Genomic DNA, 26,709 nt, shown 5'->3' with positions numbered 1-26,709 from the left:
GTCGACGGCGCCCAGTGCTGACGCCTCGTCAGATCGTGCGCAGAGCGTAGGGCGCCGCGCCTTGTCGGTCCAGGGGTGCGGGGTTAGCCTGCTATCTGACGAACCATCAGAAACGGTCGAGGCGGGTGACCCCGATGGACCTCTCGTACACCGAGGAGGAAGAGGACTTCCGCGCCCGCCTGCGGGACTGGCTCGCGGAGGTCCTTCCCAAGCTGCCCGAGCCGCCCGACCCGCTCGACTGGCCGGGGCGGCGCGCGTACGACACGGGCTGGCAGCGCGCGCTGTACGACGCCGGGTACGCGGGGGTCCACTGGGAGGCCTCGCCCACGCTCCGGATGATCTTCCTGGAGGAGAGCGAACGCGCCGGGGCGCCGTACGTGGGCGCGAACTTCGTCGGCCTGCTGCACGCCGGACCGACCATCACCGCCGAAGGCACCGCCGAGCAGCGGGCGCGCTGGCTGGAGCCGATCCTGCGCGGCGACGAGATCTGGTGCCAGGGCTTCAGCGAACCGGACGCGGGCTCCGACCTGGCGTCGCTGCGCACCCGCGCGCGGCGCGACGGCGACCACTACGTGGTGACCGGCTCCAAGGTCTGGACCTCGCACGCCGAGGTCGCCGACTGGTGCGAACTCCTCGTGCGGACCGACCCCGAAGCGCCCAGGCACCGGGGCATCAGCTGGCTCGCGCTGCCGATGGACGCGCCCGGGATCACGGTGCGGCCGCTGCGGACGCTCGCCGGGTCCACGGAGTTCGCCGAGGTCTTCCTCGACGAGGTGCCGGTGCCCGTCGCCAACAGGCTCGGCGCCGAGGACGACGGCTGGCGCGTGACCATGGTGACCCTGTCCTTCGAACGCGGCACCGCCTTCGTCGGGGAGGTCGTCGCCTGCCGCCGCGTGCTCGGCGAACTCGCCCGCGAGGCCCGCGCGAACGGCCGCTGGGACGACCCGGCGCTGCGCCGCAGACTCGGCCGCCTGAGCGCCGAGTTCCAGGCCCTGTGGCGCCTCACGCAGGCGAACGTGAGCCGGGCGCAGCGCACCGGCGGTGTGCCGGGCGTGGGCGGTTCGGTGTTCAAACTGCGCTACTCGCACGCGCGTCAGGAGCTGTACGACGCCGCCGCCGACGTGCTCGGGGACGGCGGCCTCGACCTGGACCACCCCTGGACGCGGGAGCGGCTCTCCTCGCTGTCGTACACCATCGCCGCGGGCACCTCGCAGATCCAGCGGAACATCGTGGCCGAGCGGATCCTCGGCCTGCCGAAGGGGCGGTGAGGACCGGCGTGGACCTCCAACCGGACGACGACCAGCGGGCGTTGCGCGACGGCTTCCGGGCGCTGCTCACCGGCCGCTTCGGGCGGGACGCGCTGCGGGCCGCCGTGGCCGGACCCCGCCTCGACCGGCGGCTGTGGCGGGCGGTCGGCGACGCCGGGTTCTTCGCCCTGTGCGTCCCCGAGGCGCGCGGCGGGCTCGGCCTCGGCGCGGCCGAAGCGGTGCTCGTGTTCGAGGAGGCCGGGCGGGCGCTGCTGCCCGGGCCCCTGGTCGCGACGTTCCTCGCGGCGGGCGCCGTCGAAGGGGCGGCGACCGGCGACGTCGTCGTGACCGCCGTGGACGGCACGCTCGTGCCCTGGCTCGACGAGGCCGACGTCGTCCGGGGCGACGCCGACGGCGCGCGACCCCTGCGGTCCGTCGACCCGCTGACGCCGCTGCACCGCGTCCCCGGCGGGCGAGCCGTCCCGAGCGGGCCCGCCGGGGAGCCCTCCGTCTCGCTGCTGCTCGCCGCCGAACAGCTCGGGTCCGCCTGCCGCACCCGTGACCTGGCCGTCCAATACGCCCGCGAGCGCGAGCAGTTCGGGCAGCCCATCGGCGCCTTCCAGGCCGTCAAGCACCTCTGCGCCGAGCTGCTCGTGCGCACCGAGGTCGCCCGCGCCGCCGTGTACGCGGCCGCCGTCACGGGCGATCCGGGCGAGGTGGCCGGGGCCAAACTCCTCGCCGACGACGCTGCCGTGCGCAACGCCCGCGACTGCCTCCAGGTGCACGGCGGCATGGGGTTCACCTGGGAGTCGGACGTGCATCTGCATCTCAAGCGGGCCTGGGTGCGGGCCGGGCTCGGCACGACGGCGGCCCGCGCCGAGGAGGAACTGGCCGCCGCGCTGTGACGGCGCGGGCGTCCTTCGCCCCTCGGGGCGCGGGTCACGCCGTGGAGCCGCTGTCGCTCGTTGGGGTCGCGTCGTCACGCAGTGCTGGCGGACGGCTTGATCGACTTGAGAAACTCGGCAACGGCGTGAAGGCTACTGAGCGTCGATATCGGGTTGTGTCCTACGCGTGACTCGTCGCGACGCGGAGTCGGCGTCCGGCTCCGGTACCTTGTGTGAGATGCGAGTGGTCCTGAGGCCGAGCCGTGCCGGAGTTGCCCCCGAGGCAGCTCCGTGCCTGGTAGCGCGCTCCGCTCGCCGCACAGGACGCGGCCGAGCGCCCGCCTGTTCGACCCCCTGCGGCGCGCGTCGCACAGTATGCCGCACGCGTACTCCTTCGCGCTGGAATATGCCCGAAGCGCTTGTTGGGGTGACTGTACGTCAACCATGCTGTCTCCTCAGGGGCTCACGTTCCGTGACCCTGTGGCGTCACGAGGCGTTGTGTCCGCCGGTTCGGATGGTGTGAGCGGTGCAGGTGCTTCAAGTTCAGCTGGAAGTCGGGCCGGACCCCGCGGAAGTGGGCCGGGCCCGCAGATGGGCGCGGTCACGGCTCGCCGGGTCCGGCATAGCGGCGGACGAGCCGCTGGCGGAGACGCTCATCCTGCTGATCTCGGAGCTCGTCACCAACGCCGTTGTGCACACCGGCTGTCCGGCCGTCCTGCGCATGCTGCTCCCCGGCGTGCCCGCCAGCGAGCCCGGCACGGTCCGCGTCGAGGTCGCGGACCGCAGCGCGCGGCCGCCGCGGCCCCGGCACGCCGAGGGCGACGAGACCAACGGGCGCGGGCTCGAACTCGTGGACGGGCTCGCGGATCGGTGGGGGTGGCAGCCGGAGGGGGGCGGCAAGCGGATCTGGTGCGAGGTGGATCGGTGTGCTGCCGCTGCGGCTTCGGCTTCGCGGTATTCAGAGGTTGCTCTCGGGGTGCGCTGAGGTTGCCCTCGCGGGGGGCGCCCCAGGCCCGCCCCTTCCCGAACCGGGGGCTTCGCCCCCCGTACCCCCCATTTGTCGGCGCTTCGCGCCTCGTCCTCAAACGCCGGACAGGCTGGATGGTGCCGAAGCCGGCTCTTCGTCTGAATTCTCGGCGTGCCCCCGGCGTGCCGGCGCGTGCGCCGTCACGTGCCACGATGCGCGGCCGTGCGCGGGCGGTGCAAAACCGGCATAATTCATAAATCCCCGGACGGGTGTTGACGTACCGTATTCGGTTGATCACGCTTGTGTGCAGCGATTCGCCGCGAGGGGACGTCGAGGGACGGTGGCGCCTGTGGCCCGGTCCTCGGCGAGGTGCGGTTCGCGATTCGGCGTCGCGCTCCTTTCAGGGCAGAAGGGGGGCGGGGCTCGTACGCCGGAGCCGGATGGCGGCGCTCGGTCACGCGCTCGGGGCGGAGCGCCGACGCGCCGCCACCCGAACTCCGTGCGGGGTCAGAAGACGGCGACCGGTGCCACCGGAGTGCCCGTCGCGCCGGTGAACGGCTCGGGCATCGCCACGAGCAGGAAGCTGTGGCGCCGTTCCTCTCCACAGGCTGTGGACAACTCTTCGAGATTCCAGTTCTGGCCCTGGAGCATGCCCATCTCCACCAGGTGGAGGGCGTGCACCGGCAGCCACAGGTTCTCGATCTCCGGCGGGAAGATCTCGAAGGTGAGCGTGTCGTTGGCGACGGCCGCCACGTCCCGCGCGTGGAACCACTCCGGGGTGCGGCAGGAGAGTCCGGGCGACGGCAGCGCGTACGCGTGCTTGTCGCCCGCCAGATACAGCTGGACCTGGCCCGTGCGGACGAGTACCACGTCCCCGGCGCGCACGGCGACCTCGCCGAACTCCTCGGCTCGGGACAGGTCTTCGGGGGTGACCGCGTGGTCGCCGGGCAGCCGGTCGAGGCCGTGGGCGCGCGCCACGTCGAGCAGGACGCCGCGCGAGACGAGGTGCGGGACCTTGTCGATGCCGCTGAAGCGGGCGCCCTCGTGGGCCGTGACGCTGTCGGCGGGGCGGCCGTTGTAGAGCAGGCCCGAGTGCGAGACGTGCGGCAGGGCGTCCCAGTGGGTCGCCGCCTGCAGGCCCATGGTGACCGCGTCGTCGCTGGTCGCGACCGTGCCGGGGCCGAAGAGGCGCTGGTTGATCTGCACCATCGTGTGCAGTGGGTTGACCCGGCCCGGGATCAGGCCCGCCTGGACGCCGTCGTGGCGCAGCGGCAGCGCGAGCGGGACGCGGCGGCCGGTGCGCACGGTGGCCGCGGCGGCGCGCACCACCTCGTCGGTGATCAGGTTCAGGGTGCCCAGTTCGTCGTCGGCGCCCCAGCGGCCCCAGTTGTTGACGCGCTCGGCGAGCTTGTGGAACTCGGGCGGCATGGCCGGCAGGTCCGGTCCGCGCAGCGGAGCCGACATGGGTCCTCCCCGGGGCTTGTCTCACCGTATCTGACGGGTCATAGAATCTAACGGTCCGTCAGAAACCGCGGGAAGGGGCCGGTGTGGGGAACTTCTTGGCAGGCAAGGTGGTCGCCGTGACGGGCGCCGGGCGCGGCATCGGCAGGGCGGTCGCCCTCGCCGCGGCGGCCGAGGGCGCCAAGGTCGTCGTCAACGACTACGGGGTGTCGATCGAGGGCGGCGAGCCCGCGAGCGAGGTGGCGGAGGCCGTGGTCAAGGAGATCGAGGCGGCCGGGGGCGAGGCCGTGGCCGTCGCCGACGACATCTCCACCATGGCGGGCGGACAGCGCGTCGTCGACGTGGCCCGCTCCGTCTACGGGCGGCTCGACGGGGCCGTGTGCGTGGCCGGGATCCTGCGCGAGCGGATGCTGTTCAACATGACCGAGCGGGAGTGGGACCCGGTCCTCGCCACGCATCTGAAGGGCACCTTCACCGTCTTCCGGGCCGCGTCCGCCGTGATGCGCGCGCAGCGCTCCGGCACCCTCGTCGGCTTCACCAGCGGCAACCACCAGGGTTCGGTGTCGCAGGCCAACTACAGCGCGGCCAAGGGCGGCATCATCTCGCTTGTGCGCAGCGCCGCGCTCGGCCTGCACAAGTACGGCGTGACCGCCAACGCGGTGGCGCCCGTGGCGCGCACCCGGATGTCCGCGAACGTACCGATGGAGCTGACGGAGATCGGCGAGCCGGAGGACGTCGCGGCGTTCGTGGTGTACCTGCTGAGCGACCGGGCCCGGGACGAGCGGATCACCGGGCAGGTGTACACCGTCGCCGGGCCCAAGATCGCGGTGTGGGCGCAGCCGCGCGAGCTGCGGGCCGCGTACGCCGACGGCGGCTGGACGCCCGAGCGGATCGCGGACCTGCTGCCCACCGCGGTGGGCACCGACCCGATGCCGCTCCTGGAGCGGGTGGAGGCGATGGCGCGGGCGGCGGCGGAGGGCGCGCGGCCCAACGCGGGCCCTGCCGCCTCGTCCGGCGCCCCGCCCGAAGGCCCGGCCGGGCGGTCCGCGTCGGACCCCACCGCCTAGGCCCGGCCGTGGACTTCGCATTCGGGCCCGCGGACGAGGCGTTCAGGGCCCAGGCGCGGGAGTGGCTCGACGGGCATCTGACCGGCGGCTTCGCGGCGGCCGCGGGGCGCGGCGGGCCCGGCGGCGAGCACGAGGACCCGGGCCCGCGCAGGGCCTGGGAGCGGGAGTTGGGGCGCGGCGGCTGGATCGGCATCGGCTGGGACACGGCACCGGGCGCGTACGGCAACCGTACGGCCTCGCTCACCCAGCAGGTCGTGTGGGCCGAGGAGTACGCGCGCGTGCGGGCGCCCGGGCGCTGCGGCCACATCGGCGAGAAGCTGCTCGCGCCGACCCTCCTCGCGTACGGGAGCCAGGAGCAGCGGGACGCGTTCCTGCCGGGCATCGCGCGCGGGGAGACCCTCTGGTGCCAGGGGTACAGCGAATCGGGCGCGGGCTCCGACCTCGCGGGCGTCCGCACGGTCGCCGAGCGCGACGGGGACGCGTACCGGATCAGCGGCCAGAAGATCTGGACCTCGCTCGCGCACGAGGCCGACTGGTGCTTCGTGCTCGCGCGCACCGGGGCCGCCGGGGCGCGGCGGCACGAGGGCCTCTCGTTCCTGCTCGTGCCGATGGATCAGCCGGGGCGGATCGAGGTGCGGCCGATCCGGCAGCTGACCGGGACGGCCGAGTTCAACGAGGTCTTCTTCGACGGGGCACGCGCGCGTGCCGCACACGTCGTCGGCGGCGAGGGCGCGGGGTGGCGCGTCGCGATGGGGCTGCTCGGCTTCGAGCGCGGGGTGTCCACGCTCGCCCAGCAGATCGGCTTCGCGCAGGAGCTGGCGGGCGTCGTCCGGGACGCGGTGCGCGACGGGGCCGTGCGCGATCCCGTACTGCGGGAGCAACTGGTCGGCCTCTGGGCCGAGTTGCGGGTCATGCGGTGGAACGCGCTGCGGACCCTCGGCGGCGCCGACCCGGGCGCGCCCAGCGTCGCGAAGCTGCTGTGGGGCGGCTGGCACCGGCGGCTCGGGGAGGTCGCGGTGCGGGTGCGCGGGGCGCTCGCCGCGGCCGGGCCCGGCGACTGGACCGCCGGTGCCCCCTACGAACTCGACGCGGCACAGCGGCTCTTCCTCTTCTCGCGCGCCGACACGATCTACGGCGGCTCCGACGAGATCCAGCGGAACATCATCGCCGAGCGCGTGCTCGGCCTGCCGAGAGAGGCCAGGGGGCCTCGGTGAGGAGCGTGCGATGAGGGGCGTGGTGTTCGACGGGCGGAGCGTGCGGGTCGTCGACGACCTGGAGGTGCGGGACCCGGGGCCCGGCGAGGTGCTTGTGGCCGTCGCGGCGGCCGGGCTCTGCCACAGCGACCTGTCGGTGCTCGACGGGACGATCCCGTTCCCGGTGCCGGTGGTGCTCGGGCACGAGGGCGCGGGCGTGGTGGAGGCCGTGGGGCCCGGCGTCACGCACGTCGTCCCTGGCGACCACGTGGCCCTGTCGACGATCGCGAACTGCGGGGCGTGCGCCGAGTGCCACCGGGGTCGGCCCACCATGTGCCGCAAGGCGATCGGAATGCCCCGGCAGCCGTTCGCGCGGGGCGGCACCCCGCTGTACCAGTTCGCGGCGAACTCCTCCTTCGCCGAGCGGACCCTCGTCAAGGCCGTGCAGGCCGTGCGGATCCCCAAGGAGATCCCGCTGGCGTCCGCCGCGCTCATCGGCTGCGCGGTGGTCACCGGCGTCGGCGCGGTCCTCAACCGGGCCCGGGTCGCGTACGGGGACTCCGTCGTCGTCATCGGCACCGGCGGCATCGGGCTCAACGTGCTCCAGGGCGCGCGGATCGCGGGCGCGCGGCCCATCGTGGCCGTCGACGCGAACCCGGCCAAGGAGGAGGCGGCGCGGCGGTTCGGCGCCACGCACTTCCTGCCGTCGGCGCAGGGCGTGGCGGACGTCCTGCCGACCGGTGCCGACCACGCCTTCGAGTGCGTGGGCCGGGTGGAGCTCGTCCGGCAGGCCGTGGACCTCCTGGACCGGCACGGGCAGGCGGTGCTCCTCGGGATGCCGCAGGCCACCGCCGAGGCGTCGTTCGTCGTCTCGTCGCTGTTCCTGGACAAGTCGATCCTCGGCTGCCGGTACGGGGCGGCCCGGCCGCAGCGGGACTTCGCGCTGTACGCGGAGCTCTATCTGGCGGGGCGGCTGCTGCTCGACGAGCTGGTGACGCGGACGTACGGCGTCGAGGAGTTCGCGCGGGCCCGCGCGGACGCCGAGGCGGGGCGGGTGGCGCGGGCGGTGGTGGTGTTCTGAGGCGGCCGCGCTCCCGTGCCCCAGCCGACCCTCGCCCCCTCCAGAGAGGAACCTCATGGCCGACCCTCGTATCCACCACACCACGAGCCACCACGTCACCTGGATCACCCTGGACCGGCCCGAGGTGCGCAACGCGCTCGCCCCGGCCGACCGGGACCACCTCATCGGCCTGCTCGACGAGGCCTCCCGCACCCCGGCCGCGCGGGCCGTCGTGATCACCGGCAGTGGCGGGGCCTTCTGCGCGGGCGCCGATCTGCGCGGTACGGCCGCCGGGGGCGAGCGCGTCGCGGGGGACATCGCCCGCACCCTGCGCGACGGGGCCCAGCGGCTGATCACCGCGGTCCTCGACTGCGAGAAGCCCGTCGTCGCCGCCGTGAACGGCACCGCCGCCGGGATCGGCGCCCATCTGGCCCTGGCCTGCGATCTGGTGCTCGCCGCCGAATCGGCCTCGTTCATCGAGGTGTTCGCCCGCAGGGGCCTCGTCCCCGACGGCGCCGGGGCGTATCTGCTGCCGCGGCTCGTCGGGCCCCAGCGCGCGAAGGAGCTGATGTTCTTCGGCGACGCGCTCGCCGCGGCCGACGCGGAGCGGCTCGGCCTGGTCAACCGCGTGGTGGCGGACGCGGACCTGGAGAAGACCGCCCGCGCCTGGGCGGAGCGCCTTGCCGCCGGGCCCACCCGGGCCCTCGCCCTCACCAAGCAGCTCGTCAACGCGTCGCTGGACTCGGGCCGCGCCACGGCGCTCGCGGCGGAGGCCGCCGCGCAGGAGATCAACATGGCGACTCGCGATGCCCAGGAGGGCATCAGCAGCTTCGTGGAGCGCCGTACCCCGACTTTTGAGGGGCGCTAGCGGGGTGTCGAACCTGCGGGTCGTTGCTGGCTGGTCGCGCCCACGCGGCGGAGCCGCACATAGACACAGCCCCGCGCCCCTTCGGGGCGCTTCCCGCTCGGACCTGGGGGTGCTCTCCCCGGCCCCTTCACATCTGACGGTGTGTCAGGTTCAATGGGGGGCGTGATGGGACATGCGGGCATGGCGGCCACGGTCGTTCGCTATCTCAGGTCGGTGGGGGCTCCTACGGCCGCGGCGGGCGACGTCGTGCCACGGCCCCGGCTGCGGGCCGTCCGCGAGGGCGAGCGCGCGCCGCTCGACGCGGCTGAGTTCCGCCGTGTGCTCGGTACCTTCGCGACCGGCGTCACCGTGGTCACGGCCCCTGGTGACGCGCCCGCGGGCTTCGCCTGTCAGTCCTTCTCCTCGCTCTCCCTCGACCCACCCCTGGTCTGCTTCATGGTGGCCCGTACGTCCACGACGTGGCCGCGCATCGCGCGCGCGGGCGTCTTCTGCGTGAACGTCCTGGGCGCGGACCAGGCGGACCTGTGCCGGGCGTTCGCGGTCAGCGGCGCCGACAAGTTCGCGGGGGTCACCTACGACGCCGCGCCCGTCACGGGCGCCCCGCGCCTGGCGGGCGTATCCGCGTGGGTCGACTGCACCGTGCACGCGGTGCACACCGGCGGCGACCACCTCATCGTGGTCGGCCGGGTGGAGGCCCTGGACGCCGCCGAAGGGGAGGCGGCCCCGCTGCTGTTCCACCGCGGCCGCCTGGGCTGAGCCTCAGGCCGCGGGCGTGCCGCGGCGGATCACGAGGGCCATCAGCGCCGCGGCCGCGCACAGCCCGCCGGACGCGTACCAGACCACGTCGTACGAGCCGAAGACGTCCCGGGCCACGCCGCCGAGGAAGGCGACGAGTGCCGCGCCGACCTGGTGCGAGGCGAGCACCCAGCCGAAGACGATCGCGCTGTCGGCCCCGTAGTGCTCCCGGCACAGGGCGAGCGTGGGCGGCACGGTGGCCACCCAGTCGAGCCCGTAGAAGACGATGAAGAACAGCATCGGCACGTGCACGCTGGGCGCGAGGAGGATCGGCAGGAACACAAGGGAGACGCCGCGCAGCGCGTAGTAGACGGCGAGGAGCCGGCGCGCCTCGAACCGGTCCGTGAGCCAGCCGGAGGCGATCGTGCCCACGACGTCGAAGACGCCGATCACGGCGAGCAGCGAGGCGGCGGCGGTGACCGGCATGCCGTGGTCGTGCGCGGACGGCACGAAGTGCGTGCGCACCAGGCCGTTGGTGGACGCCCCGCAGATGGCGAAGGTGCCCGCGAGCAGCCAGAAGGGGCCGGTCCTCGCCGCGTCGAACAGCACCCGCAGGGTCCGCGCGGCGGCGCCCCGCGTCGGCTCCGGCTTGGGCGTGAACTCGCCGCCGTACGGGGCGAGTCCGACGTCGGCGGGGTGGTCGCGCAGGAGCAGCCACACGAACGGCACCACGGCGAGCGCGGCGAGCGCGACCGTCACGGACGCGGGCCGCCACCCGTGCTCGTCCACGATCCACGCGCACAGCGGCAGGAACACCAGCTGCCCGGAGGCCCCCGCCGCCGTCAGGATGCCGGTGACCAGGCCGCGCCGCTCGACGAACCAGCGGTTGGTGACGGTCGCGGAGAAGGCGAGCGCCATGGACCCGGTGCCCAGGCCGACCAGGAGGCCCCAGTAGAGCATCAGCTGCCAGCTCGCGGTCATCCACACGCTGAGCAGCGCGCCCGCCGCGACCAGGCCGAGCGCGGACACGACGACCTTGCGGATGCCGAAGCGGTCCATGAGCGCGGCGGCGAACGGCGCGGTGAGCCCGTACAGGGCCATGTCGACGGAGACCGCGAGGCCGATCTCGCCCCGGGACCAGTCGAACTCCTCGTGCAGCGGGTCGATGAGCAGGCCGGGCAGGGAGTTGAAGGCGGCGCCGCCGATGATCGTCACGAAGGTGACGGCGGCGACGAACCAGGCGCGGTGGACGCGCGGCACCCGCCGCCCCCGGCCGTGCGGGGGCCGCTCGGTGCCGTCCGCCCGTGCGGAGGTCTCGGTTGTCTGGGTCACGTCAGCCAGCATCCGGTCCTGGTCCGGCGCGATCGAGTGGCCGAGGGGACAGCGTTCGCTAGGATCGGGCCATGGCCGAGCGGCGGGTGAGCAGGGGCGGGCGGGAGCGGCGGGCACCGGCCCCGCACCGCGTCGCCGTCCTCGTCATGGACGGCGTCATCCCCTTCGAGCTGGGCATTCCCCAGCGCATCTTCGGCCGCGCGCGGAACGCCGAAGGGCGGCGCCTGTACGAGGTCGTGACCTGTTCCGTACGGCCGCCCGGGCCGGTCCGCACCGACGCGGACTTCGACGTGGTCGTGGAGCACGGGCCCGAGGCGCTCGCCGCGGCCGACACGGTCGTGGTGCCCGCCTCGCACGAGCTGGGCCCCGTGTACGAGGAGGGCCGGCTGACCGACGAGCTGGCCGCGGCCCTCGCGCGCGTGCGTCCCGGCACCCGCATGGTGTCGATCTGCACGGGCGGCTACGTCCTGGCGGCCGCGGGGCTCCTGGACGGCCGCCCGGCGACCACGCACTGGGCGCACGCCGAGCACTTCCAGCGGCTCTTCCCGCGCGTCGACGTCGACGCGGACGTGCTGTTCATCGACGACGGCGACGTGCTCACCTCCGCCGGGGTCGCCGCGGGGCTCGACCTGTGTCTGCACGTGGTGCGCCGCGACCACGGCGCGGCCGTCGCCAACGAGGTGGCCCGCTCCACCGTCGTACCGCCGCACCGCGACGGCGGGCAGGCGCAGTACGTCCAGCGCCCGGTGCCCGAGCCGCAGCTGGCGACGACGACCTCCGCGCGGGCCTGGGCGCTCGGCCGCCTCCACGAGCCGATCCAGCTGCGCGACCTGGCCGAGCAGGAGGCGATGTCGGTGCGGACCTTCACCCGCCGCTTCCGCGAGGAGGTCGGCGTGAGCCCCGGCCAGTGGCTCACCCGGCAGCGGGTGGAACGGGCCCGCCACCTCCTGGAGTCCACGGGCCTCTCCGTCGACCGGATCGCCCGCGAGTCCGGCTTCGGCACGGCCCAGTCGATGCGCCAGCACCTCCAGTCGGTCCTGGGCGTGACGCCGACCGCCTACCGCCGCACGTTCCGGGCCGCGGACGAGGGCTGACCCCGTCCGTCCGGGACCGGGTCCGCGCCCGCGGTCACCCGCAGCGCGCGAGGGCGTCCAGGGCCACCGCGCCCTGGCCGCGGCCGAGGACCATCAAGGGGTTGATGTCCAGCTCCGCCAGCTGGCCCTCCAGTTCGAGAGCCATCCGCTGGACCCGCAGGACGACCTCGACGAGGGCGTCCAGGTCGGAGGGCGGCGCCCCGCGCACCCCGTCGAGGAGGGCCCGGCCGCGCAGTTCGTCGAGCATCGCGCGGGCCTGGTCCTCGCCGAAGGGCGGCACCCGGACCGAGGTGTCGTGCAGGACCTCCACGAGCACCCCGCCGAGCCCCACGGTCACGGTGGGGCCGAACAGCGGGTCCTGGCTGACGCCGACGACCATCTCGACGCCGCGCTCCACCATCTGGCAGACCAGGACGCCGTCCAGGTCGATGTCCTCGTAGCGGGCGATGTCGGTGAGGTCGCGGTAGGCGTCGCGGACCTGGCTCGCGGAGGTCAGGCCGATCCGGACGAGGCCGAGTTCGGTCTTGTGGGCGATGTGCGCGCCGGAGGCCTTCATGACGACGGGGTAGCCGACCTGCCCGGCGGCGCGCACGGCCCCCGCCGCGCTGGTCACGAGCTGCTCGCGCGGCACGCGGATGCCGTACGCGCGAAGGAGCTGCTTCCCGGCGTGCTCGCTGAGCAGCTGGCCGGGGCGCATCAGGGCCTGCGCCTTGCGGTAGGAGGGCGAGGCGGTGCGCGGGGCCTCGTCGAAGGGGGAGCGGTAGGCGGTGGTGAAGCGGTGGTGGTCCAGATAGGCGCGCACGGCCGTGACGCAGTTGGCGAAGGTGCGGAAGGTGGCGACGCGGGACGAGCCGAGCAGCGTGGTGCGGTAGGCCTCCTCCGTGCCCACCGGGGAGCCCCAGACCACGCAGACCAGCTTGTCCGTCTCCGCCGCCGCGGCGACCAGGTCCTCGGCCAGCTTGTCGCTCATCGGCGGGAACGGGCCCGTGATGGGGCAGATCAGGACGCCGATCGCCGGGTCGGCCAGGATCGCGTCGATGATCTTCCGGCCGCGCCAGTCGCCGACGGGGTGGCCGCCGTTGTCGATGGGGTTGGAGACGTTCAGGTAGTGCGGGATCCACTGGTGGAGCTCGGTCTGCTTGGGCTCCGCGAGCGTCGGCAGGCTCAGGCCCGCCGCCGTCGCCAGGTCGGCGAAGTGCGCGCCGGTGCCGCCGGAGATCGAGTAGACGGCCACGCCGTCCGCGCGGGGCGGCCGGGCGCGGGCCAACAGGGCCGCGGTGTCCTGGAGTTCGTCGAGTCCGTCGACGCGGATCACGCCGAACTGCCGCATCGCCGCGTCCACGACGGTGTCGGTGCCGGTCAGCTTGCCGGTGTGGGACGCGGCCGTGCGGGCGCCGGTCTCGGTGCGGCCGACCTTCACGGCGACGACCGGGACGCCGCGCCGGGCGGCCCGGTCGGCGGCGAGCAGGAAGGCGCGGCCGTCCTTGAGGCCCTCCACGTACGCGGCGATGGCGCCGACGTCCGGCTGCTCGGCGAAGTACGACACGAAGTCGGCCGTCTCCAGGTCGGCCTCGTTGCCGGTGGGCGCCCAGTGGGAGAGGCGGATGCCCAGCTCCTGGAGGGTGAACAGGGGGCGCCCCTGGTGCCCGGACTGGGTGATGAGGGCGATGGCGGGGCCTTCGAGGTCCTCGCGGAACTCCTCGAAGGCGTTGAGGTTGGTGTTCGGGCCGAGCAGGCGCAGGCCCGAGCGGCTCACGGCGGCGGCGAGCCGGGCCTGCGCGGCGGCGCCCGCCGCGCCGGTCTCGGCGAAGCCGGACGCGAAGACCACCGCGAACCTCGCCTTGGCCTCGGCGAGTTCCTCGACGACGGGCAGCGGGTCGCGCACCAGGACGACCGCCACGTCGACCGGCCCCGGCAGGTCCGCGACCGAGCGGGCGCAGGGGATGCCGAAGACGGCGGTCCTGCTGGGGTGCACGGGGTGGAGGCGGGCGCCGACGCGCTCGGCCCAGTCGACGAGCTTGCGGGTGATGCCGGTGTGGGGCCGCCCCTCGGCGTCGGAGGCGCCGATGACGGCGACGGTTTCCGGCCGGAAGAAGCGGTCGAGGTCGGGGGTCTCCGCGTACAGCGGGCGCCCGCTGACGTCCAGGTCGCCGGGGGTGGCGGCACGGCCGTGGACGGTGGCGGCGGGGAGGCTGCCGCAGGCGACGGCGCGTGCGCGGCGGGGGTCGGAGGTGAAGGTGCCGTACGTCGATCCAAGCATCGGTACGCCCGCTCCTTGTGACAGCGACGACTGGGCCGCCCCGCGCCCCGGTGGACGGGGGCCGAGGGCGGCTGCGACAGAGCCGGAACTCGAAACTGACGCTTAGTCAGATTACTGAACTGACGGCCTGTCAGGAATGGTGCTGCGGGCAAAGTCCGTGGCGGGCGGCGGTCCGCGCGTCCGGTGCGCGGCAGGGCTCCGCCCGGCGGGGCGCGTGGGGCCGCTGCGACGGCTGCGCACCCGCCCTCCCACGGAACCGCACAAAGCGCCGCCTGCCAAGAGCGCCTCGGGCAACTGGCCGGTTGCGCACGGGTGCCCGGGGCGTGGGTGCCCAGGCGCTTCGCCCGCATTGCCGCGCCGGGCCGTCGATTGTCCGCGGGGGCGTCGTGGCCGGTCGCGCCCGCGCGGCGGAGCCGCACATGAGCACAGCCCCGCCCCCCTTCGGGGCGCTCCCGTACCGCAGTGGACTCCGCCCCCGGCTGCTAGGCCGACGACCGCGCCACCGCGCGGGCGATCCGGTCCGCGTCCCTGGCCAGTTCCCGCAGCATGCCGCTGATGGGGTTGGTGAAGCCGGTGAAGTACAGGTCCGGGGCCTCCGGGGCGGTGCGCGGGCCGTGCGCGCGGGGGCGGCCGCGGGGGTCGAGGACGCCGAGGTGGCCGAGCAGCGGCTCCAGGGCGCGGCGGTAGCCGGTGGCGGCGATGACGGCGTCGGGGCCGACGCGGCTGCCGTCGGCGAGGAGCACCTTGCCGCCCTCGAAGGCCTCGACGGCGGCGACGGGTTCGACCCGGCCCGCGCGCACGGCGTCGACGAGCCCGACGTCCTGCACCGGGATGGCGCCGTCGCGGGCGCGCGAGTACAGGCCGGTGTCGGGGCGCGGCAGGCCGTGCGCGGACAGGTCGGGCACGCTGACGCGGGCGATCGCGCGGCCGAGCCGGTCGACCACCGGCACCGGGAGCCTGCGGCACAGGATGCCGGAGCGCTGCGCGGGCCAGCCCGCGGTGGAGCGGCGCACGATGTGCGGGGCGGTGCGCACGGCGAGCCGGACGCGGGCCGCGCCGCCCTCCGCGAGGTCGACGGCGATCTCCGCGCCCGTGTTGCCGACGCCGACGACGAGGACGTCCTTGCCGGTGTAGGGGCTGGGCTCGCGGTAGCCGGAGGCGTGCCGGAGGTCGCCGGTGAAGGTGTCGGCGCCCGGCCAGTCGGGGACGTGCGGGGTGTGGTTGAAGCCGGTGGCGACGATGACCGCGCGGCCGTTCAGCTCGCGCCCCCCGGTGGCCCGCAGGAGCCAGCCCCCGTCACCGGCGGTGCGCTCCAGACGGGTCACCTCGACGCCGGTGACGACGTCCAGTTCGTGGTACTCCGCGTACTTCTCCAGATAGCGGACCACGTCGTCCCGGGCGACCCAGCGGCCGAACGAGCGCGGCATGGCGAGGCCCGGCAGCGCGGAGAGCCGGCGCGTGGTGTGCAGGCGGAGGCGGTCGTAGTGGCCGCGCCAGGTCGCGCCGACGCGGTCGGACTTCTCCAGGACGACGGCGCGTACGCCGCGTGCGCGCAGCGCGGCCGCGACGGCGAGACCGCCGGGGCCGCCGCCGATGACGTACACGGGCCGGGCCGGTCCTGGTCTGTCCGGGAGGGGCCGGTCGGGGCTGGGGGGTGGTGGGTTCGAGTCGGCCATGACGGGAGAGTAACCACGCCGTCACTTGATGGGTGACGGACAAGTCCGAAACCGGTTGCGAATTGATCACGTGCGACGGCCTCTTGCGCGCGGGCTGACCGTTGCGCTGAACTGACACCCCATCAGGTATGCCTCCTCGACCCCGCTGATCAGGAGAGACTCCCGCATGGACACCAACTGCCCCGGCGGCACCGCACAGCCCGCCACGCCCCGCTCCGGCCCCGGTCCGCGGCGGCCGGAGGAGCGACGGCACCCGGTCGAGAAGGGCTGGTTCGAGCGGGGCGCGGGGCCCGGCCGATGACGGCCGGCGGACGACCCCGCTTCGACCTCCCCGAAGTTGACGCCTTCACCCGGACCTACTGGGACGCGGCCGCCGAGGGACACCTCCTTGTCCGCCGCTGCCACGCGCCCGGCTGCGGGCGCGCGCACCACTACCCGCGCGAGTTCTGCCCCCACTGCTGGAGCGAGGACGTCACCTGGGAGCGCTCCTGCGGCCGCGCCACCCTCTACACCTGGTCCGTCGTCCACCGCAACGACCTGCCCCCCTTCGACGCCCGCGTCCCCTACGCCGCCGCCGTCGTCGACCTCGCGGAGGGCCCGCGGATGATGACCGAGGTGGTGGGCTGCGCGGCGCGGGACCTACGGGTCGGCATGGCCCTGCGGGTCGCGTTCCGCGAGGCCGGGGAGGGTCTCGCGGTACCGGTGTTCGAACCCGGCGACGGTGGGATCATCTCCCATGACCACCACCGCCCGCGCCCGCTGGCAACTGACCGCTGACCCCGCCGAGTTCCTGGACCGCGCCCACGCCTTCCTGCATGCCGAACCGGCCCTGAACACGGCACTGCTCACCGTGGCCGACACGCTCCGCAGGCGGGGCCCGCACGTGTACGGCGACGGGGACCCCGTCTTCGGCTGGCTCGTCCGGGGCGCGGAGGTGCGCGGGGCCTTCCTGCGCACGCCGCCGCACCGCGTCGCGCTCAGCCCGCTCGCGGCCGGCGAGGAGGACGCCCTCGACGCCCTCGCCGGGGAGCTGGTCCGGATCGCGCCCGGCCTGCCCGGGGTGATGTCCGACCGGGCCACCGCCGCGGGCTTCGCGCGGGCCTGGCAGCGGCACACCGGGGCCGCGTCCGAGGAGAACCTGCGCCAGCGCCTGTACCGGCTCGGCACGCTCGCGCCGCCCGCTCCCGCACCGCCCGGCGCCGCGCGGATCGCCGCGGCCGCCGACCGGGAGCTGCTCGCCCGCTGGCACCGGGCGTTCACCGAGGACATCGGGGAGCGGGCCCTGATGGACCCGGCGGAGTGGGTCGACGCGCGGCTCGCGTACGGCGGTGTCACGCTCTGGGAGACGCCCGACGGAACGCCCGTCTCCATGGCCGGGGTCAACCGGCTCATCGCCGGGCAGGTCCGCGTCGCGCCCGTCTACACCCCGGCCGGGCACCGCGCCCGCGGGTACGCGGCGGCCGTGACCGCGGAGGTCAGCGGGGCCGCCCTGGCGGCGGGCGCGCAGGAGGTGCTGCTCTTCACCGACCTCGCCAACCCCACCAGCAACGGCGTCTACCAGCGGGTCGGCTACCGGCCCGTCCGCGACTTCGCGCAGCGCACGTTCACCGCCACCGGGTGACGCCGGGTGGTGGCGGGCTACGGCGCGGTGATCTGTTTCACGTAGCGGTGGCAGGGGACGCGGATGGGGCCGCTGGCGCTCGCCGCCAAGTACTCGAAGAGGCCCTCGTCGCGCCAGCCGTGGCGTTCGTAGAAGCGGCGGGCGCGGGCGTTGCCGTCGACGACCGCGAGCCACGCGCGCCGGTGGCCCTTGGCGGCGACCACGCGCTCGGCCTCGGTGAGCAGCGCGACCGCCACGCCCGTGCCCCGGTGTGCCGCGGCCACGTAGACCTGCTCGACCTCGTCGTCGACCACCATCACGAACCCGGCGAGCGCCCCGTCGACGAGCGCGACCACCGTGTCGTCGACGCGGCGCGGGGCGCGCAGCACGAACGACTGCGGGGTGCGGACCGTGAGGAGCGCCTCCGGCACGTGCCCCAGGTGGCCGTCGCTCCAGCCCGCGTGCCAGATCCGGGCGACCGCCGCCGCGTCCTCCGGGCGCGCGGGGCGCAGTACGAGACCGGCGTCCTCTCCGGTCACGCCTTCCTCTTCGGTCACGGCCACAGCAACTCCCTCAGCCAGGCCCCCTGTTGTTCCGCCGCCCGGTACCGCAGGCGCACGTGCCGCCGTCGGGCGTCCCCTTGGAAGAACTCCACCTCATCGGGGGCCAGTACGTACAGCGTCCAGCTCGGCGCGTCGGCGTCCGGTCGCTCCGCCGCCCGGTCCCAGGCGGCCTCCGAGGCCGCCGTCAACTCGGCGCGCGAGCCGAGGACTTCGCTCTGGTGTCCGACGAGTGCCGCGGCGAGCGCCCCCGTCGTCCGCGCGTGCAGGTCCGCGAGGGCCTCGGTGTGCGGGGCGACGGCGACCGGGCCGCGCAGCCGGATCTGGCGGGCCTGGGCGGGCCAGTAGAAGTGCAGGGCCGCGTACGGCGTGCCCGCGAGCTGGCGGCCCTTGCGGCTGATGTCGTGCGAGGCGAAGTGCCAGCCCGCCGCGTCGGCGTCGTGCAGCATGACGGTGCGCGCGTCGGCGCGGCCCGCCCCGTCCGAGGTCGCCAGGGTCATGGTGTGCGGCTCGGTCTGGCCCGCGGCCACCGCGTCGGCGAACCAGCGGTGGAAGAGGCCGAGCGGCGCGTCGGGGGCTGCCGCCGGGTCGAAGGCGGGGAGTTCGGTGTTCCACACCTTCTGGGATCTGAGCAGGTCACGAAAGTCTTCCGTCGTCGTCATGGCTCGATTGTGCGCTGAACGCTGGGCGCTGTGCCGGAACTGCCCCGGTGCCCCGTCGGTCGCCTGCGCGTCCGTAGGGGCTGGGAGCGCAGTTCCCCGCGCCCCCTTTGGGGCGCTTCCCTCAGCCGCGGCCGAGCACCACCGTCCCCGACGAGCAGAACCACCCGCCCGTGCCGGAGGCCACCGCGAGCTCCGGGACGCGGCCGTCCGCGCGCCGGACCTGGCGGCCCTCGCCCGCGTCGCCGCGCAGCTGCCGCACCGCCTCCACGAGCAGGAACAGGCCCCGCATGCCGGGGTGCTGGGCGGAGAGCCCGCCGCCGTCGGTGTTGGTCGGCAGCTCGCCGCCCCGCAGCAGCCGCCCCTTCTCCACGAACGCGCCGCCCTCGCCCTTCGCGCAGAACCCCAGGTCCTCAAGGGTCACCAGGGTCATGTAGGTGAACGCGTCGTAGATCTGCGCCACGTCGACGTCGGCGGGCCGCACCCCGGCCCGCTCGAACGCGAGCCGCCCGCTGACCGCCGCGGGCGAGACGGTGAAGTCCCGCCACTCGGACATGGCCGTGTGCGAGACGTGCTCGCCGGTGCCGAGGACCCAGACGGGCCGGGGCGCGCAGTCGCGCACGAGGTGCTCGGCGGCGAGCAGCACCGCGCAGCCTCCGTCGGAGCGCAGACAGCAGTGCAGCTTGGTGAACGGGTCGGCGATCATGGGCCCGCCGAGCACGTCGTCGACCGTGATCGGCTCGCGGAACATCGCCTCGGGGTTGGTCGCCGCGTTGGCCCGCGCCTGCACCGCCACGGACGCCAGCTGTTCGAGCGTGGTGCCGTACTCGTGCATGTGGCGCCGCGCCGCCATCGCGTACTTGGCGATCAGCGAGTGCCCGTACGGGACCTCGAACTGGAGCGGGCCGCGGGCCCCGAACGACAGGTTGCCGGTGCGGCGGCCCGCCTTGACGTCCGCGCGGGCCGTCGAGCCGTACACGAGCAGGACCGCGTCGGCGTGCCCGGCGGCGATCGCGTCCGCCGCGTGCGCCGCCATGACCTCCCAGGTGGCGCCGCCCACGGCGGTGGAGTCCACCCAGCGCGGGCGGAGCCCCAGGTACTCGGCCACCTCGACGGGCGCGAGCGTGCCGAGGCCCGCCGACGCGAGCCCGTCCACGGCGTCCCGGCCGAGCCCGGCGTCGGCGAGCGCCCGGCGCGCGGCCTGGGCGTGCAGGGCGTAGGGCGTGACGTCGTCCACGCGGCCGCAGTCGGCGAGGGCGACCCCCACGACGGCGACCTTCCGGGTTCCTGTGCGCGAGGGGCTCGGCATGGATCTGACGGTACATCAGATCCGGTGGGTGACGGGAGGCCGTCGCGGGCCTGGGCATCTGCCCCGCGCGGTCCTAGCATGTCGCCCCGCCGTCGTACATGACGGTTCGTCAGATACGGGTGTGCAGCCCGGGGAGGAGCCCGCCGATGGACGCCGCCTGCACCGTGGAGCAGGACGAGATCCGCCGCGCCGTGCGCGAGGCCGTCACCAAGCGCCGGGCCGCCGAGGGCGTCCGGGCCGCCGTGCGCACCCCCGTCGGGTACGACGCCGCGCTCTGGGAAGTCCTCGCCGGGCGGCTCGGCCTGGCCGGGCTCGCGCTGCCCGAGGAGTACGGCGGCGTGGGCTGCGGGGTCACCGAACTCGCCCTCGCGGGGGAGGAGCTCGGCCGGACGCTCGCGCCCTCGCCGCTGTTCGCCACCGCCGCGCTCGCCGCGCCGCTGCTGCTCCGGCTCGGCACCGCCCGGCAGCGGGCCGCGCTCCTGCCGCGGGTCGCGTCCGGCGGGCTGACGGCCGCCCTCGCCGTGCCCGGGGCGGCGCTCGGCACCGCGCTCGGCCTCACCGGCGACAACGGCGGCGACTGGGCGGGCGGCGGTCGCGCGGGCGGCGTCCAGGCCACCGCCGCCACCGGGTCCTGGCGGCTGTACGGGCAGGTGGACCAGGTCCTCGACGGGCACAGCGCGGACCTTCTGCTCGTCGCCGCGCACACCGGCGGCTTCGCCCGCTCGCGCACCCTGCTGTTCCTCGTACGGGGCGACGCCACCGGGCTCGTCCGCACCCGGCGGACCGCCCTCGACGAGACGCGCGCACAGGCCCGGCTCGAACTGCGGGACGTACCAGCGGAGTTGCTCGGCGACGGCGACGGCGCGGGCGCCGAGGTGCTCACGGCCCTCGCGGACGTGGGGGAGCGGGCCGCCGCCGTGCTCGCCGCCGAGGCCGTCGGTGCCGCGGACGAGGCGCTCGCGCGCACCCTCGGGCACGTCGGGGAGCGCGAGCAGTTCGGCCGCCCGATCGGGTCGTTCCAGGCGGTGAAGCACCGCCTCGCGGACGTGTACGTGTCGGTGTGCGCGGCACGGTCGGCGGCGTACTACGCGGCGTGGGCGGCGGGAGCGGCGGACGGGGAAGCGGCGGACGGGGAAGCGGCGGACGGGGAAGGGGCGGCGTCCGCCGGGCCGGTCGCGGGGATCGCGCTCGCGTGTGCCCTCGACGCGCTGCGGACGGCGGCGGCCGAGGCCGTCCAGCTGCACGGCGGCATCGGCTTCACCTGGGAGCACGACGCGCACCTGTTCTTCAAACGGGCGTCGGGCGACGAGCTGCTCTTCGGCCCCGCGCACCGGCTGCGGGCGCACGCGGCCGAACGCGCCGGATTGTTCGCGGGGCACCCCGACACCGCGGCACCCGTGGGTGGCCCCGGGCGGGCGCCCGTTCGGGTGGACGGCACGGGCCGGGTCGAGGGGGAGGCGGTCTGATGGCCGCGCCCGGCGTCCGGTTCGTACGGAGGGTGTCGGCGACCCGCGCCTTCGCCCGGGTCGCCCCGCACGTGGTGCCCGCCGTCGACCGCGCGGTCCACCGGCTCACGCGCGGCAGGGTGCTGCTGAGCGCGCGCATGCTGCCGGGGCTCGTGCTCACGGCGCGGGGCGCCAGGAGCGGGCTCGCGCGGCGGACGCCGCTGGCCTGCGTGCCGTGGCGGGAGGGGAGTTGGCTGCTCGTCGGCTCCAACTTCGGGCGGCCCGCCCACCCCGCGTGGACCGCCAATCTGCTGGCCCATCCGGAGGCCGAGATCAGCTGGCGCGGCCGGGACGTACCGGTGCGGGCCCGGCTGCTCACCGGCGACGAGCGGGCCCGCGCCTGGGCCGCCGCCCTGGAGTTCTGGCCGCCGTACGCGGCGTACCAGGCGCGGGTGGACCGGGAGATACGGGTGTTCCGCCTGGAACGGCGGGAACCGGAGGAATCGCGGGAATCGCGGGAATCGCGGGAAGGGGCCCCGTCCGGCGATTGAGGGCGAACCGGGAAGGGGGGCCCGAAGGGGCGCCGGGGGAAGCCGGGGGAAGCCGGGGGAAGCCAGGGAAAGCCGGAGGAGTGCGGCGACAAAGGGGAGAAAGGGGCGCAGCCCCGTCTGGCGCGGCCCGGGTGGCCGCGCCGGGGTGACAGGACTGTTCGGGGCTGCCGCCGCTACTTCGTGGGCTTCTTGCCCGTGACGCCCATATGGACCAACACGGCCAGGTTCGGCTTCAGTTCGGCCTGTTTGACGCCCCACGTCTGGAATCCGCGCTGGTGGGACGCGACCGCGGCGAGCATCGCGACCAGCGAGCCGGCCATCGCGGCGGGGCTCACGTCCTTGTCGACCTTGCCCTTGGACTGGAGCTCCTTGACGGTGTCCGCAAGGGAGTTGTTCACCGAATTGAGGATCTTCATCCGGATCTTGTAGAAGCGCTTGTCGCCCTCGGCGGCGCCGAGGTCGACGACCCGGAGGATCGCGTCGTTCTTCCGCCAGAACTCCAGGAAGCCGTCGACGAGGTCCTGCGACGTCTGCCAGCCTGCCTTGCCGACCCAGGAGCGGCCCTCGAGGAGGTGGGTCAACTCAGCGCCCTCGGTGGCCATTTGCTCGGCGATCTCCAGGACGGCGCCTTCGACGTCCGGGAAGTACTGGTAGAACGTCGCCGGTGAAGTGCCCGCCTTCCGGGCGACGTCGATGACCTTCACGTCGCGGTAGGGCGAGGAGCTGAGCATCTCGCTCAGGCAGTCGAGCAGTTTCTGACGTGTCGCCTGACCGCGTCGACCGGCCACTCGGCCGTCGACGGTTCGTACCTGTCCTGTCATGCCGTCAGCTTACCGAGGGGTGATCGGAGCGCGATTCGGCCGAGTGCAAATGGGGTTGGAGCGGTGGCACAGGGGCGCTGGAGGGGGTTCGGAGTGCGCCCGGGGACGGAGGTGTGCGCCGTCCGAAATGAATTGGCCAAGTGTTCGATTTGGCGGGCTGCGCGGTCCCGGACGGGCGGTTAGCTTGACTGTGACGGAAGCCACACGGAGTCACGAAGAGCCACAGGAAGCCGCGGGAAGCCGTGGGGAGCCGCGGGAAAGGCCCTCCGGGCCGTCCGGCGGCAAGAGCTGAGGAAACGGTTCTAGAGCTGAGGAAACGGTTCTATGGAATTCGCGGAAGGCGTCCCCTGCTGGGTGGACGCGATGCTGCCCGACGTGGAGGGCGGCAAGCGCTTCTACGGTGAGCTCTTCGGGTGGACCTTCGACGCGGGCGCGGGCGCGGGTGTCGGGCACGGGCCCCATGTCCAGGCCCTGCTCGACGGCGAACCCGTCGCCGCGCTCGCCCCCAAGCCGGACGGCCGCATGCCGACCACCTGGACGGTCTATCTGGCGACCCCCGACGCCGCCACGGCCGCCGCCCGGGTCGCGGCCGCGGGCGGGCAGGTGATCACGGAGCCGGTTCCGGTGGGCGCCCTCGGCACGATGGGCCTCGTGGCCGACCCCGAGGGCGCGGTCTTCGGCCTCTGGCAGGCGGGGCGCCACCCCGGCTTCGGAAGGCTCAGGGAGCCGGGCGCCTACTGCTGGACCGAGGTGTACGTACGCGACAAGAGCGCGGTGGACCCGTTCTACGAGTCGGTCTTCGCGTACGGCGTCTACGACGTCGAGATCGGCGGCGACGCGGGGGGCGAGGGCGGTGGTGAGGCCGGTGGTGAGGCCGGTGGCGAGGAGTTCCGCACCTGGTCGCCGGAGGGCGTCGAGGCCGGGCCCGAGACCGCGATCGGGGGCCGGGCCGTGATGTCGGGGTCCGTGCCCGCGGAGATGCCCGCGCACTTCCTCAGCTACTTCAGCGTGGCCGACTGCGACGCGACGGCCGCCGCGGCGCGACGCCTCGGCGGACGGGTCCGGACCGAGCCGTTCGACATGCAGTACGGGAGGGTGGCCGTCCTCGTCGACAACCAAGGGGCGACTTTCGGCATCCTCCAGGACTGAAGTCCGGCATCCGGGACGGAAGCTCTCCGCCCGGGACGGAAGTCCCCCATCCGGTCCCCTCGTGCGGCTTTTGTACGGAAACATCCCGATGTTGCCCCGGGTTCGCAACCATCGCCCGGGACAGGAAGAATCAGGGTGCGTGCCGCCCGAGCGGCTCGGTGGTGAGACGCTGCACGAGGCCGCTCAGGAACGGTGGCCGGGTACGGGGAGGTGGCAGGCAAGTGGTGGACCAGCTGACGCAGCACGATCCGCGGCGGATCGGCCCGTTCGAGGTCCTTGGGCGGCTCGGTGCCGGCGGCATGGGGCTCGTGTATCTCGCGCGCTCCGCGTCCGGACGGCGCGTGGCGATCAAGACGGTGCGGACGGAACTCGCCGAGGACCAGCTGTTCCGGGTCCGCTTCACGCGTGAGGTGGAGGCCGCGCGCGCCGTGTCCGGCTTCTACACGGCCGCGGTGGTGGACGCCGACCCGCGCGCCGCCGTGCCCTGGCTCGCCACGGCGTACGTGCCCGCGCCCTCGCTCGAAGAGATAGTGAACGAGCACGGGCCGCTGCCCACCCAGGCCGTACGCTGGCTCGCCGCCGGGGTCGCCGAGGCCCTGGAGTCCATCCACGGCGCGGGCCTCGTGCACCGCGACCTGAAGCCGTCCAACGTCCTCGTCGTCGAGGACGGCCCGCGCGTCATCGACTTCGGCATCGCGTCCGGCGTCTCCAACACCCGCCTCACCATGACGAACGTCGCGGTCGGCACCCCCGCCTACATGTCGCCCGAGCAGGCGAAGGACTCCCGCAGCGTCACCGGCGCGAGCGACGTCTTCTCGCTCGGCTCCACCCTCGTCTTCGCCGCCACCGGGCACGCGCCGTTCCACGGCGCCAACCCCGTCGAGACCGTCTTCATGCTGCTCCGCGAGGGCCCGGACCTGGAGGGTCTGCCCGACGAGCTGCGGCCGCTCATCGAGTCCTGCATGCAGATGGACGCCACGCTGCGGCCCACCCCCGCCGACCTCCAGGCCCAGCTCGCCCCGCACCTGTTCGCCTCCGAGAGCTCCGGCGACGACAGCGGCACCGCGTCCGCCTGGCTGCCCGAGCGGGCCGTGGCCCTCATCGAGGCCCGGCGCGGCGGACGGCCGCCCGCGCGCGCCGCCGCCACCGCGGGCTCCGCCGGGCGCAACAGCCGCGCCGGGGCCGCGTCCGCGCCCGTTTCCATGCCGCCCCCGCCGCGGCAGGCGCCCGCCATGCCCGCGCACGCCCCCTCGCAGGCGGTCCCTTCCACGCCCTCGCACGCCGCCTCCCACGCCCCCTTCCACGGGGGCGTGCCCGACACCGGGCCCGTGCAGCTCGCGGGCGCCCAGGTGCCGATCGGGCCCGGGCCCCGGGTCGCCGAGGCCCGCGCCGCCGTGGTGCCGCCGCCGTCCGGGCTCGCCGGGTCCTGGTCCCGCTCCTCGGCGCCCGTACCGGCACCGCAGCGCGCCAACGGCACCGGTCCTGCCGCCGCGCCCACCGGCGCGGGGGCCGCCGCGGGCGGCTCCTGGCGGCCCTGGCGGTTCCGCATGTCGAACGACGTGTGGGGCACCCCCGCCGTCGCCGGGAACCTCGTCTACGTCACCTCCTTCGAGGTCCACGCCCTCGACGTGGGCACCGGGCGGCGCAGCTTCAAGACCCGCGACGTCGCCTGGTCCATGGCCGTCGCGGACGGCCGCATCCACGCGTCCGACGGGCCCACCCTGTACGCCCTCGACGGCGCCGACGGCGCCGACCTGTGGCGCCTGTCCACGGACGCCTGGGTGTACGCGCTCCAGGCCGACCGGGGCACCGTCGTCACCGCGACGCGCGGCGGCGGCGTCCAGGGCTGGGAGGCCGCCAACGGCGAGAAGCTGTGGGAGATCACCGGCGCCCAGACCGAGTTCGAGACGCCCGAGGCCGCGCCCGTCATCCGCGACGGCACGGTGTACGTCTGGAAGGACGCCCGGCTCCGCGCCGTCGACGCCCGCAGCGGCATCGAGCGCTGGTCGTACCCCATCGGCGACGCCGCGTCCTGCGGCGGCGTGCCCGTCCGCGTGACCCAGGCCGCCGACGGCTTCGTGTACGTGGCCGCGGGTACGCGCGTGCTCGCCCTGGATGTCGCGGCCGGGCACGTGCGCTGGCACTTCGAGGCGCCCGCCGTGTTCCTCTCCCCGCCCGCCTTCGCGCCCGGTCCCGCCGTCACCGGCGGCGGCGTGTACCTCGCCGACTACCTGGGCACGGTGTACGCCCTCGACGCCACGGACGGCCGCGACCGCTGGCGCATCGCGACCGAGTCCCGCTCATCCGTCGACCCCGTCCTGGTCGCGGACGGCCACGTGCACGTCGGCAGCGGCAAGGGCCTCTACACCCTCGACGCCGTCACCGGCACCCCCAAGTGGCGCTTCCAGGCGGGCGGCGAGGTGGTCGGTTCCCCGGTCGTCGCCGACCGCCGCATCCACTTCGGCGCCACCGACCACCTCCTCTACACCCTCAAGGCCGACGACGGCCGCCTCCGCTGGAAGCTCGCCACCGGCGGCGAGATCACGGGGGCGCCCGTGGTGCGGGACGGGGTGGTGTACGCGTGCAGCAAGGACCGCTGCGTCTACGCCCTGGACGCGGAACGAGGCACAGCCACAGCCCGCTGACACCCCGGGCCCGGCCCTGCCCCCTCCGGGCCTGGCCCTGCCCTCACCGGGCCCAGCCCCCGCACCCGGGGCGGTCCCACCCACCCACCCACCCCCACCCGGGACGGGGATCTCCGGCAAGCCTTC

General features: G+C 74.8%; 24 protein-coding genes. 16 read left to right on the top strand and 8 right to left on the bottom strand.

Annotation, left to right across the window (positions count from 1 at the left end; genetic code table 11):
* The first annotated feature begins 134 nt into the window (after positions 1–134).
* The 3 genes from IG74_RS0136555 to IG74_RS0136545 all read left to right on the top strand — a co-directional run bounded on the left by IG74_RS0136555 (position 135) and on the right by IG74_RS0136545 (position 3,116).
* Entirely contained in the window at positions 135–1,268 is a 1,134-nt protein-coding gene (locus IG74_RS0136555) for an acyl-CoA dehydrogenase family protein (protein ID WP_030686167.1), read from the top strand.
* 8 nt (positions 1,269–1,276) lie between these two features.
* Positions 1,277–2,152, top strand: coding sequence for an acyl-CoA dehydrogenase family protein (locus IG74_RS0136550; RefSeq protein WP_030686165.1), 876 nt, complete (start codon positions 1,277–1,279; stop codon positions 2,150–2,152).
* 505 nt (positions 2,153–2,657) lie between these two features.
* A complete protein-coding gene (locus IG74_RS0136545; protein WP_030686161.1) occupies positions 2,658–3,116 on the top strand; it encodes an ATP-binding protein in 459 nt (152 codons plus the stop codon).
* A 489-nt stretch (positions 3,117–3,605) separates the two neighbouring features.
* Here IG74_RS0136545 and IG74_RS0136540 read toward each other — a convergent pair whose 3' ends face one another.
* On the bottom strand, positions 3,606–4,562 hold the full coding sequence (locus IG74_RS0136540; RefSeq protein ID WP_030686160.1) for a cyclase family protein: 957 nt from the start codon (positions 4,560–4,562) through the stop codon (positions 3,606–3,608).
* Positions 4,563–4,645: 83 nt separating this feature from the next.
* On the opposite strand from IG74_RS0136540, the gene IG74_RS0136535 reads away from it, so the two are divergent.
* The 5 genes from IG74_RS0136535 to IG74_RS0136515 all read left to right on the top strand — a co-directional run bounded on the left by IG74_RS0136535 (position 4,646) and on the right by IG74_RS0136515 (position 9,503).
* Complete coding sequence (locus tag IG74_RS0136535) at positions 4,646–5,626, top strand: SDR family NAD(P)-dependent oxidoreductase (RefSeq protein WP_030686157.1); 981 nt, start codon at positions 4,646–4,648, stop codon at positions 5,624–5,626.
* Positions 5,627–5,634: 8 nt separating this feature from the next.
* Positions 5,635–6,840, top strand: coding sequence for an acyl-CoA dehydrogenase family protein (locus tag IG74_RS0136530; RefSeq protein ID WP_030686155.1), 1,206 nt, complete (start codon positions 5,635–5,637; stop codon positions 6,838–6,840).
* A gap of 10 nt (positions 6,841–6,850) precedes the next feature.
* Complete coding sequence (locus IG74_RS0136525) at positions 6,851–7,900, top strand: Zn-dependent alcohol dehydrogenase (RefSeq protein WP_030686154.1); 1,050 nt, start codon at positions 6,851–6,853, stop codon at positions 7,898–7,900.
* Positions 7,901–7,955: 55 nt separating this feature from the next.
* Positions 7,956–8,747 (top strand): enoyl-CoA hydratase/isomerase family protein, encoded by a 792-nt coding sequence (locus tag IG74_RS0136520; RefSeq protein ID WP_030686152.1) that lies wholly within the window; start codon positions 7,956–7,958, stop codon positions 8,745–8,747.
* Between the two features lie 153 nt (positions 8,748–8,900).
* Positions 8,901–9,503 (top strand): flavin reductase family protein, encoded by a 603-nt coding sequence (locus IG74_RS0136515; protein ID WP_078869352.1) that lies wholly within the window; start codon positions 8,901–8,903, stop codon positions 9,501–9,503.
* Between the two features lie 3 nt (positions 9,504–9,506).
* Here the strand turns inward: IG74_RS0136515 and IG74_RS0136510 are convergent, their stop codons facing one another.
* Positions 9,507–10,826: an MFS transporter gene (locus IG74_RS0136510; protein WP_030686147.1), complete on the bottom strand. Its 1,320-nt coding sequence runs from the start codon at positions 10,824–10,826 to the stop codon at positions 9,507–9,509.
* Between the two features lie 59 nt (positions 10,827–10,885).
* Between IG74_RS0136510 and IG74_RS0136505 the strand changes: the two genes are divergently transcribed.
* A complete protein-coding gene (locus IG74_RS0136505) occupies positions 10,886–11,908 on the top strand; it encodes a GlxA family transcriptional regulator (RefSeq protein ID WP_030686144.1) in 1,023 nt (340 codons plus the stop codon).
* Positions 11,909–11,942: 34 nt separating this feature from the next.
* On the opposite strand, the gene IG74_RS0136500 is transcribed toward IG74_RS0136505, so the two are convergent.
* Together IG74_RS0136500 and IG74_RS0136495 are read right to left on the bottom strand one after the other, a co-directional pair.
* The gene (locus IG74_RS0136500; protein ID WP_030686143.1) at positions 11,943–14,168 is read right to left on the bottom strand and encodes an acetate--CoA ligase family protein; all 2,226 of its coding nucleotides are present in this window, start codon (positions 14,166–14,168) and stop codon (positions 11,943–11,945) included.
* Positions 14,169–14,650: 482 nt separating this feature from the next.
* Positions 14,651–15,844 (bottom strand): flavin-containing monooxygenase, encoded by a 1,194-nt coding sequence (locus IG74_RS0136495; RefSeq protein WP_030686141.1) that lies wholly within the window; start codon positions 15,842–15,844, stop codon positions 14,651–14,653.
* Positions 15,845–16,010: 166 nt separating this feature from the next.
* Here IG74_RS0136495 and IG74_RS54300 point away from each other — a divergent pair, with 166 nt between their 5' ends.
* The 3 genes from IG74_RS54300 to IG74_RS0136480 are packed head-to-tail and all read left to right on the top strand — an operon-like array spanning position 16,011 to position 17,465.
* On the top strand, positions 16,011–16,145 hold the full coding sequence (locus IG74_RS54300; protein WP_267885630.1) for a hypothetical protein: 135 nt from the start codon (positions 16,011–16,013) through the stop codon (positions 16,143–16,145).
* On the top strand, positions 16,142–16,621 hold the full coding sequence (locus tag IG74_RS0136485; protein ID WP_051856171.1) for a Zn-ribbon domain-containing OB-fold protein: 480 nt from the start codon (positions 16,142–16,144) through the stop codon (positions 16,619–16,621). Before IG74_RS54300 ends, IG74_RS0136485 begins: the two co-directional genes overlap by 4 nt.
* On the top strand, positions 16,581–17,465 hold the full coding sequence (locus IG74_RS0136480; protein WP_030686134.1) for a GNAT family N-acetyltransferase: 885 nt from the start codon (positions 16,581–16,583) through the stop codon (positions 17,463–17,465). The genes IG74_RS0136485 and IG74_RS0136480 overlap by 41 nt, the downstream gene beginning before the upstream one ends.
* A 17-nt stretch (positions 17,466–17,482) precedes the next feature.
* On the opposite strand, the gene IG74_RS0136475 is transcribed toward IG74_RS0136480, so the two are convergent.
* The 3 genes from IG74_RS0136475 to IG74_RS0136465 form a co-directional block, all read right to left on the bottom strand.
* Entirely contained in the window at positions 17,483–18,001 is a 519-nt protein-coding gene (locus IG74_RS0136475) for a GNAT family N-acetyltransferase (protein WP_234334565.1), read from the bottom strand.
* The gene (locus IG74_RS0136470; protein ID WP_030686129.1) at positions 17,998–18,666 is read right to left on the bottom strand and encodes a pyridoxine/pyridoxamine 5'-phosphate oxidase; all 669 of its coding nucleotides are present in this window, start codon (positions 18,664–18,666) and stop codon (positions 17,998–18,000) included. Before IG74_RS0136470 ends, IG74_RS0136475 begins: the two co-directional genes overlap by 4 nt.
* A 121-nt stretch (positions 18,667–18,787) precedes the next feature.
* Positions 18,788–19,972 (bottom strand): thiolase C-terminal domain-containing protein, encoded by a 1,185-nt coding sequence (locus IG74_RS0136465; protein ID WP_030686126.1) that lies wholly within the window; start codon positions 19,970–19,972, stop codon positions 18,788–18,790.
* A gap of 146 nt (positions 19,973–20,118) precedes the next feature.
* On the opposite strand from IG74_RS0136465, the gene IG74_RS0136460 reads away from it, so the two are divergent.
* Positions 20,119–21,438: an acyl-CoA dehydrogenase family protein gene (locus IG74_RS0136460; protein ID WP_030686124.1), complete on the top strand. Its 1,320-nt coding sequence runs from the start codon at positions 20,119–20,121 to the stop codon at positions 21,436–21,438.
* A complete protein-coding gene (locus IG74_RS0136455; RefSeq protein ID WP_051856168.1) occupies positions 21,438–21,968 on the top strand; it encodes a nitroreductase family deazaflavin-dependent oxidoreductase in 531 nt (176 codons plus the stop codon). Before IG74_RS0136460 ends, IG74_RS0136455 begins: the two co-directional genes overlap by 1 nt.
* Before the next feature lie 173 nt (positions 21,969–22,141).
* Here IG74_RS0136455 and IG74_RS0136450 read toward each other — a convergent pair whose 3' ends face one another.
* Positions 22,142–22,789: a TetR family transcriptional regulator gene (locus tag IG74_RS0136450; RefSeq protein WP_030686118.1), complete on the bottom strand. Its 648-nt coding sequence runs from the start codon at positions 22,787–22,789 to the stop codon at positions 22,142–22,144.
* A gap of 324 nt (positions 22,790–23,113) precedes the next feature.
* Between IG74_RS0136450 and IG74_RS0136445 the strand changes: the two genes are divergently transcribed.
* Both IG74_RS0136445 and IG74_RS0136440 read left to right on the top strand, forming a co-directional pair.
* Positions 23,114–23,938 (top strand): VOC family protein, encoded by an 825-nt coding sequence (locus IG74_RS0136445; RefSeq protein ID WP_030686115.1) that lies wholly within the window; start codon positions 23,114–23,116, stop codon positions 23,936–23,938.
* Positions 23,939–24,159: 221 nt separating this feature from the next.
* The gene (locus IG74_RS0136440) at positions 24,160–26,583 is read left to right on the top strand and encodes a serine/threonine-protein kinase (RefSeq protein WP_030686113.1); all 2,424 of its coding nucleotides are present in this window, start codon (positions 24,160–24,162) and stop codon (positions 26,581–26,583) included.
* Positions 26,584–26,709 lie beyond the last annotated feature (126 nt).

It is taken from the genome of Streptomyces sp. NRRL B-1347, assembly GCF_000720325.1.
In the GTDB taxonomy this organism is placed as follows: domain Bacteria; phylum Actinomycetota; class Actinomycetes; order Streptomycetales; family Streptomycetaceae; genus Streptomyces.
The sequence above is the reverse complement of the archived record's forward strand: the minus strand, read 5'-3'. Positions and strand labels throughout refer to the sequence as shown.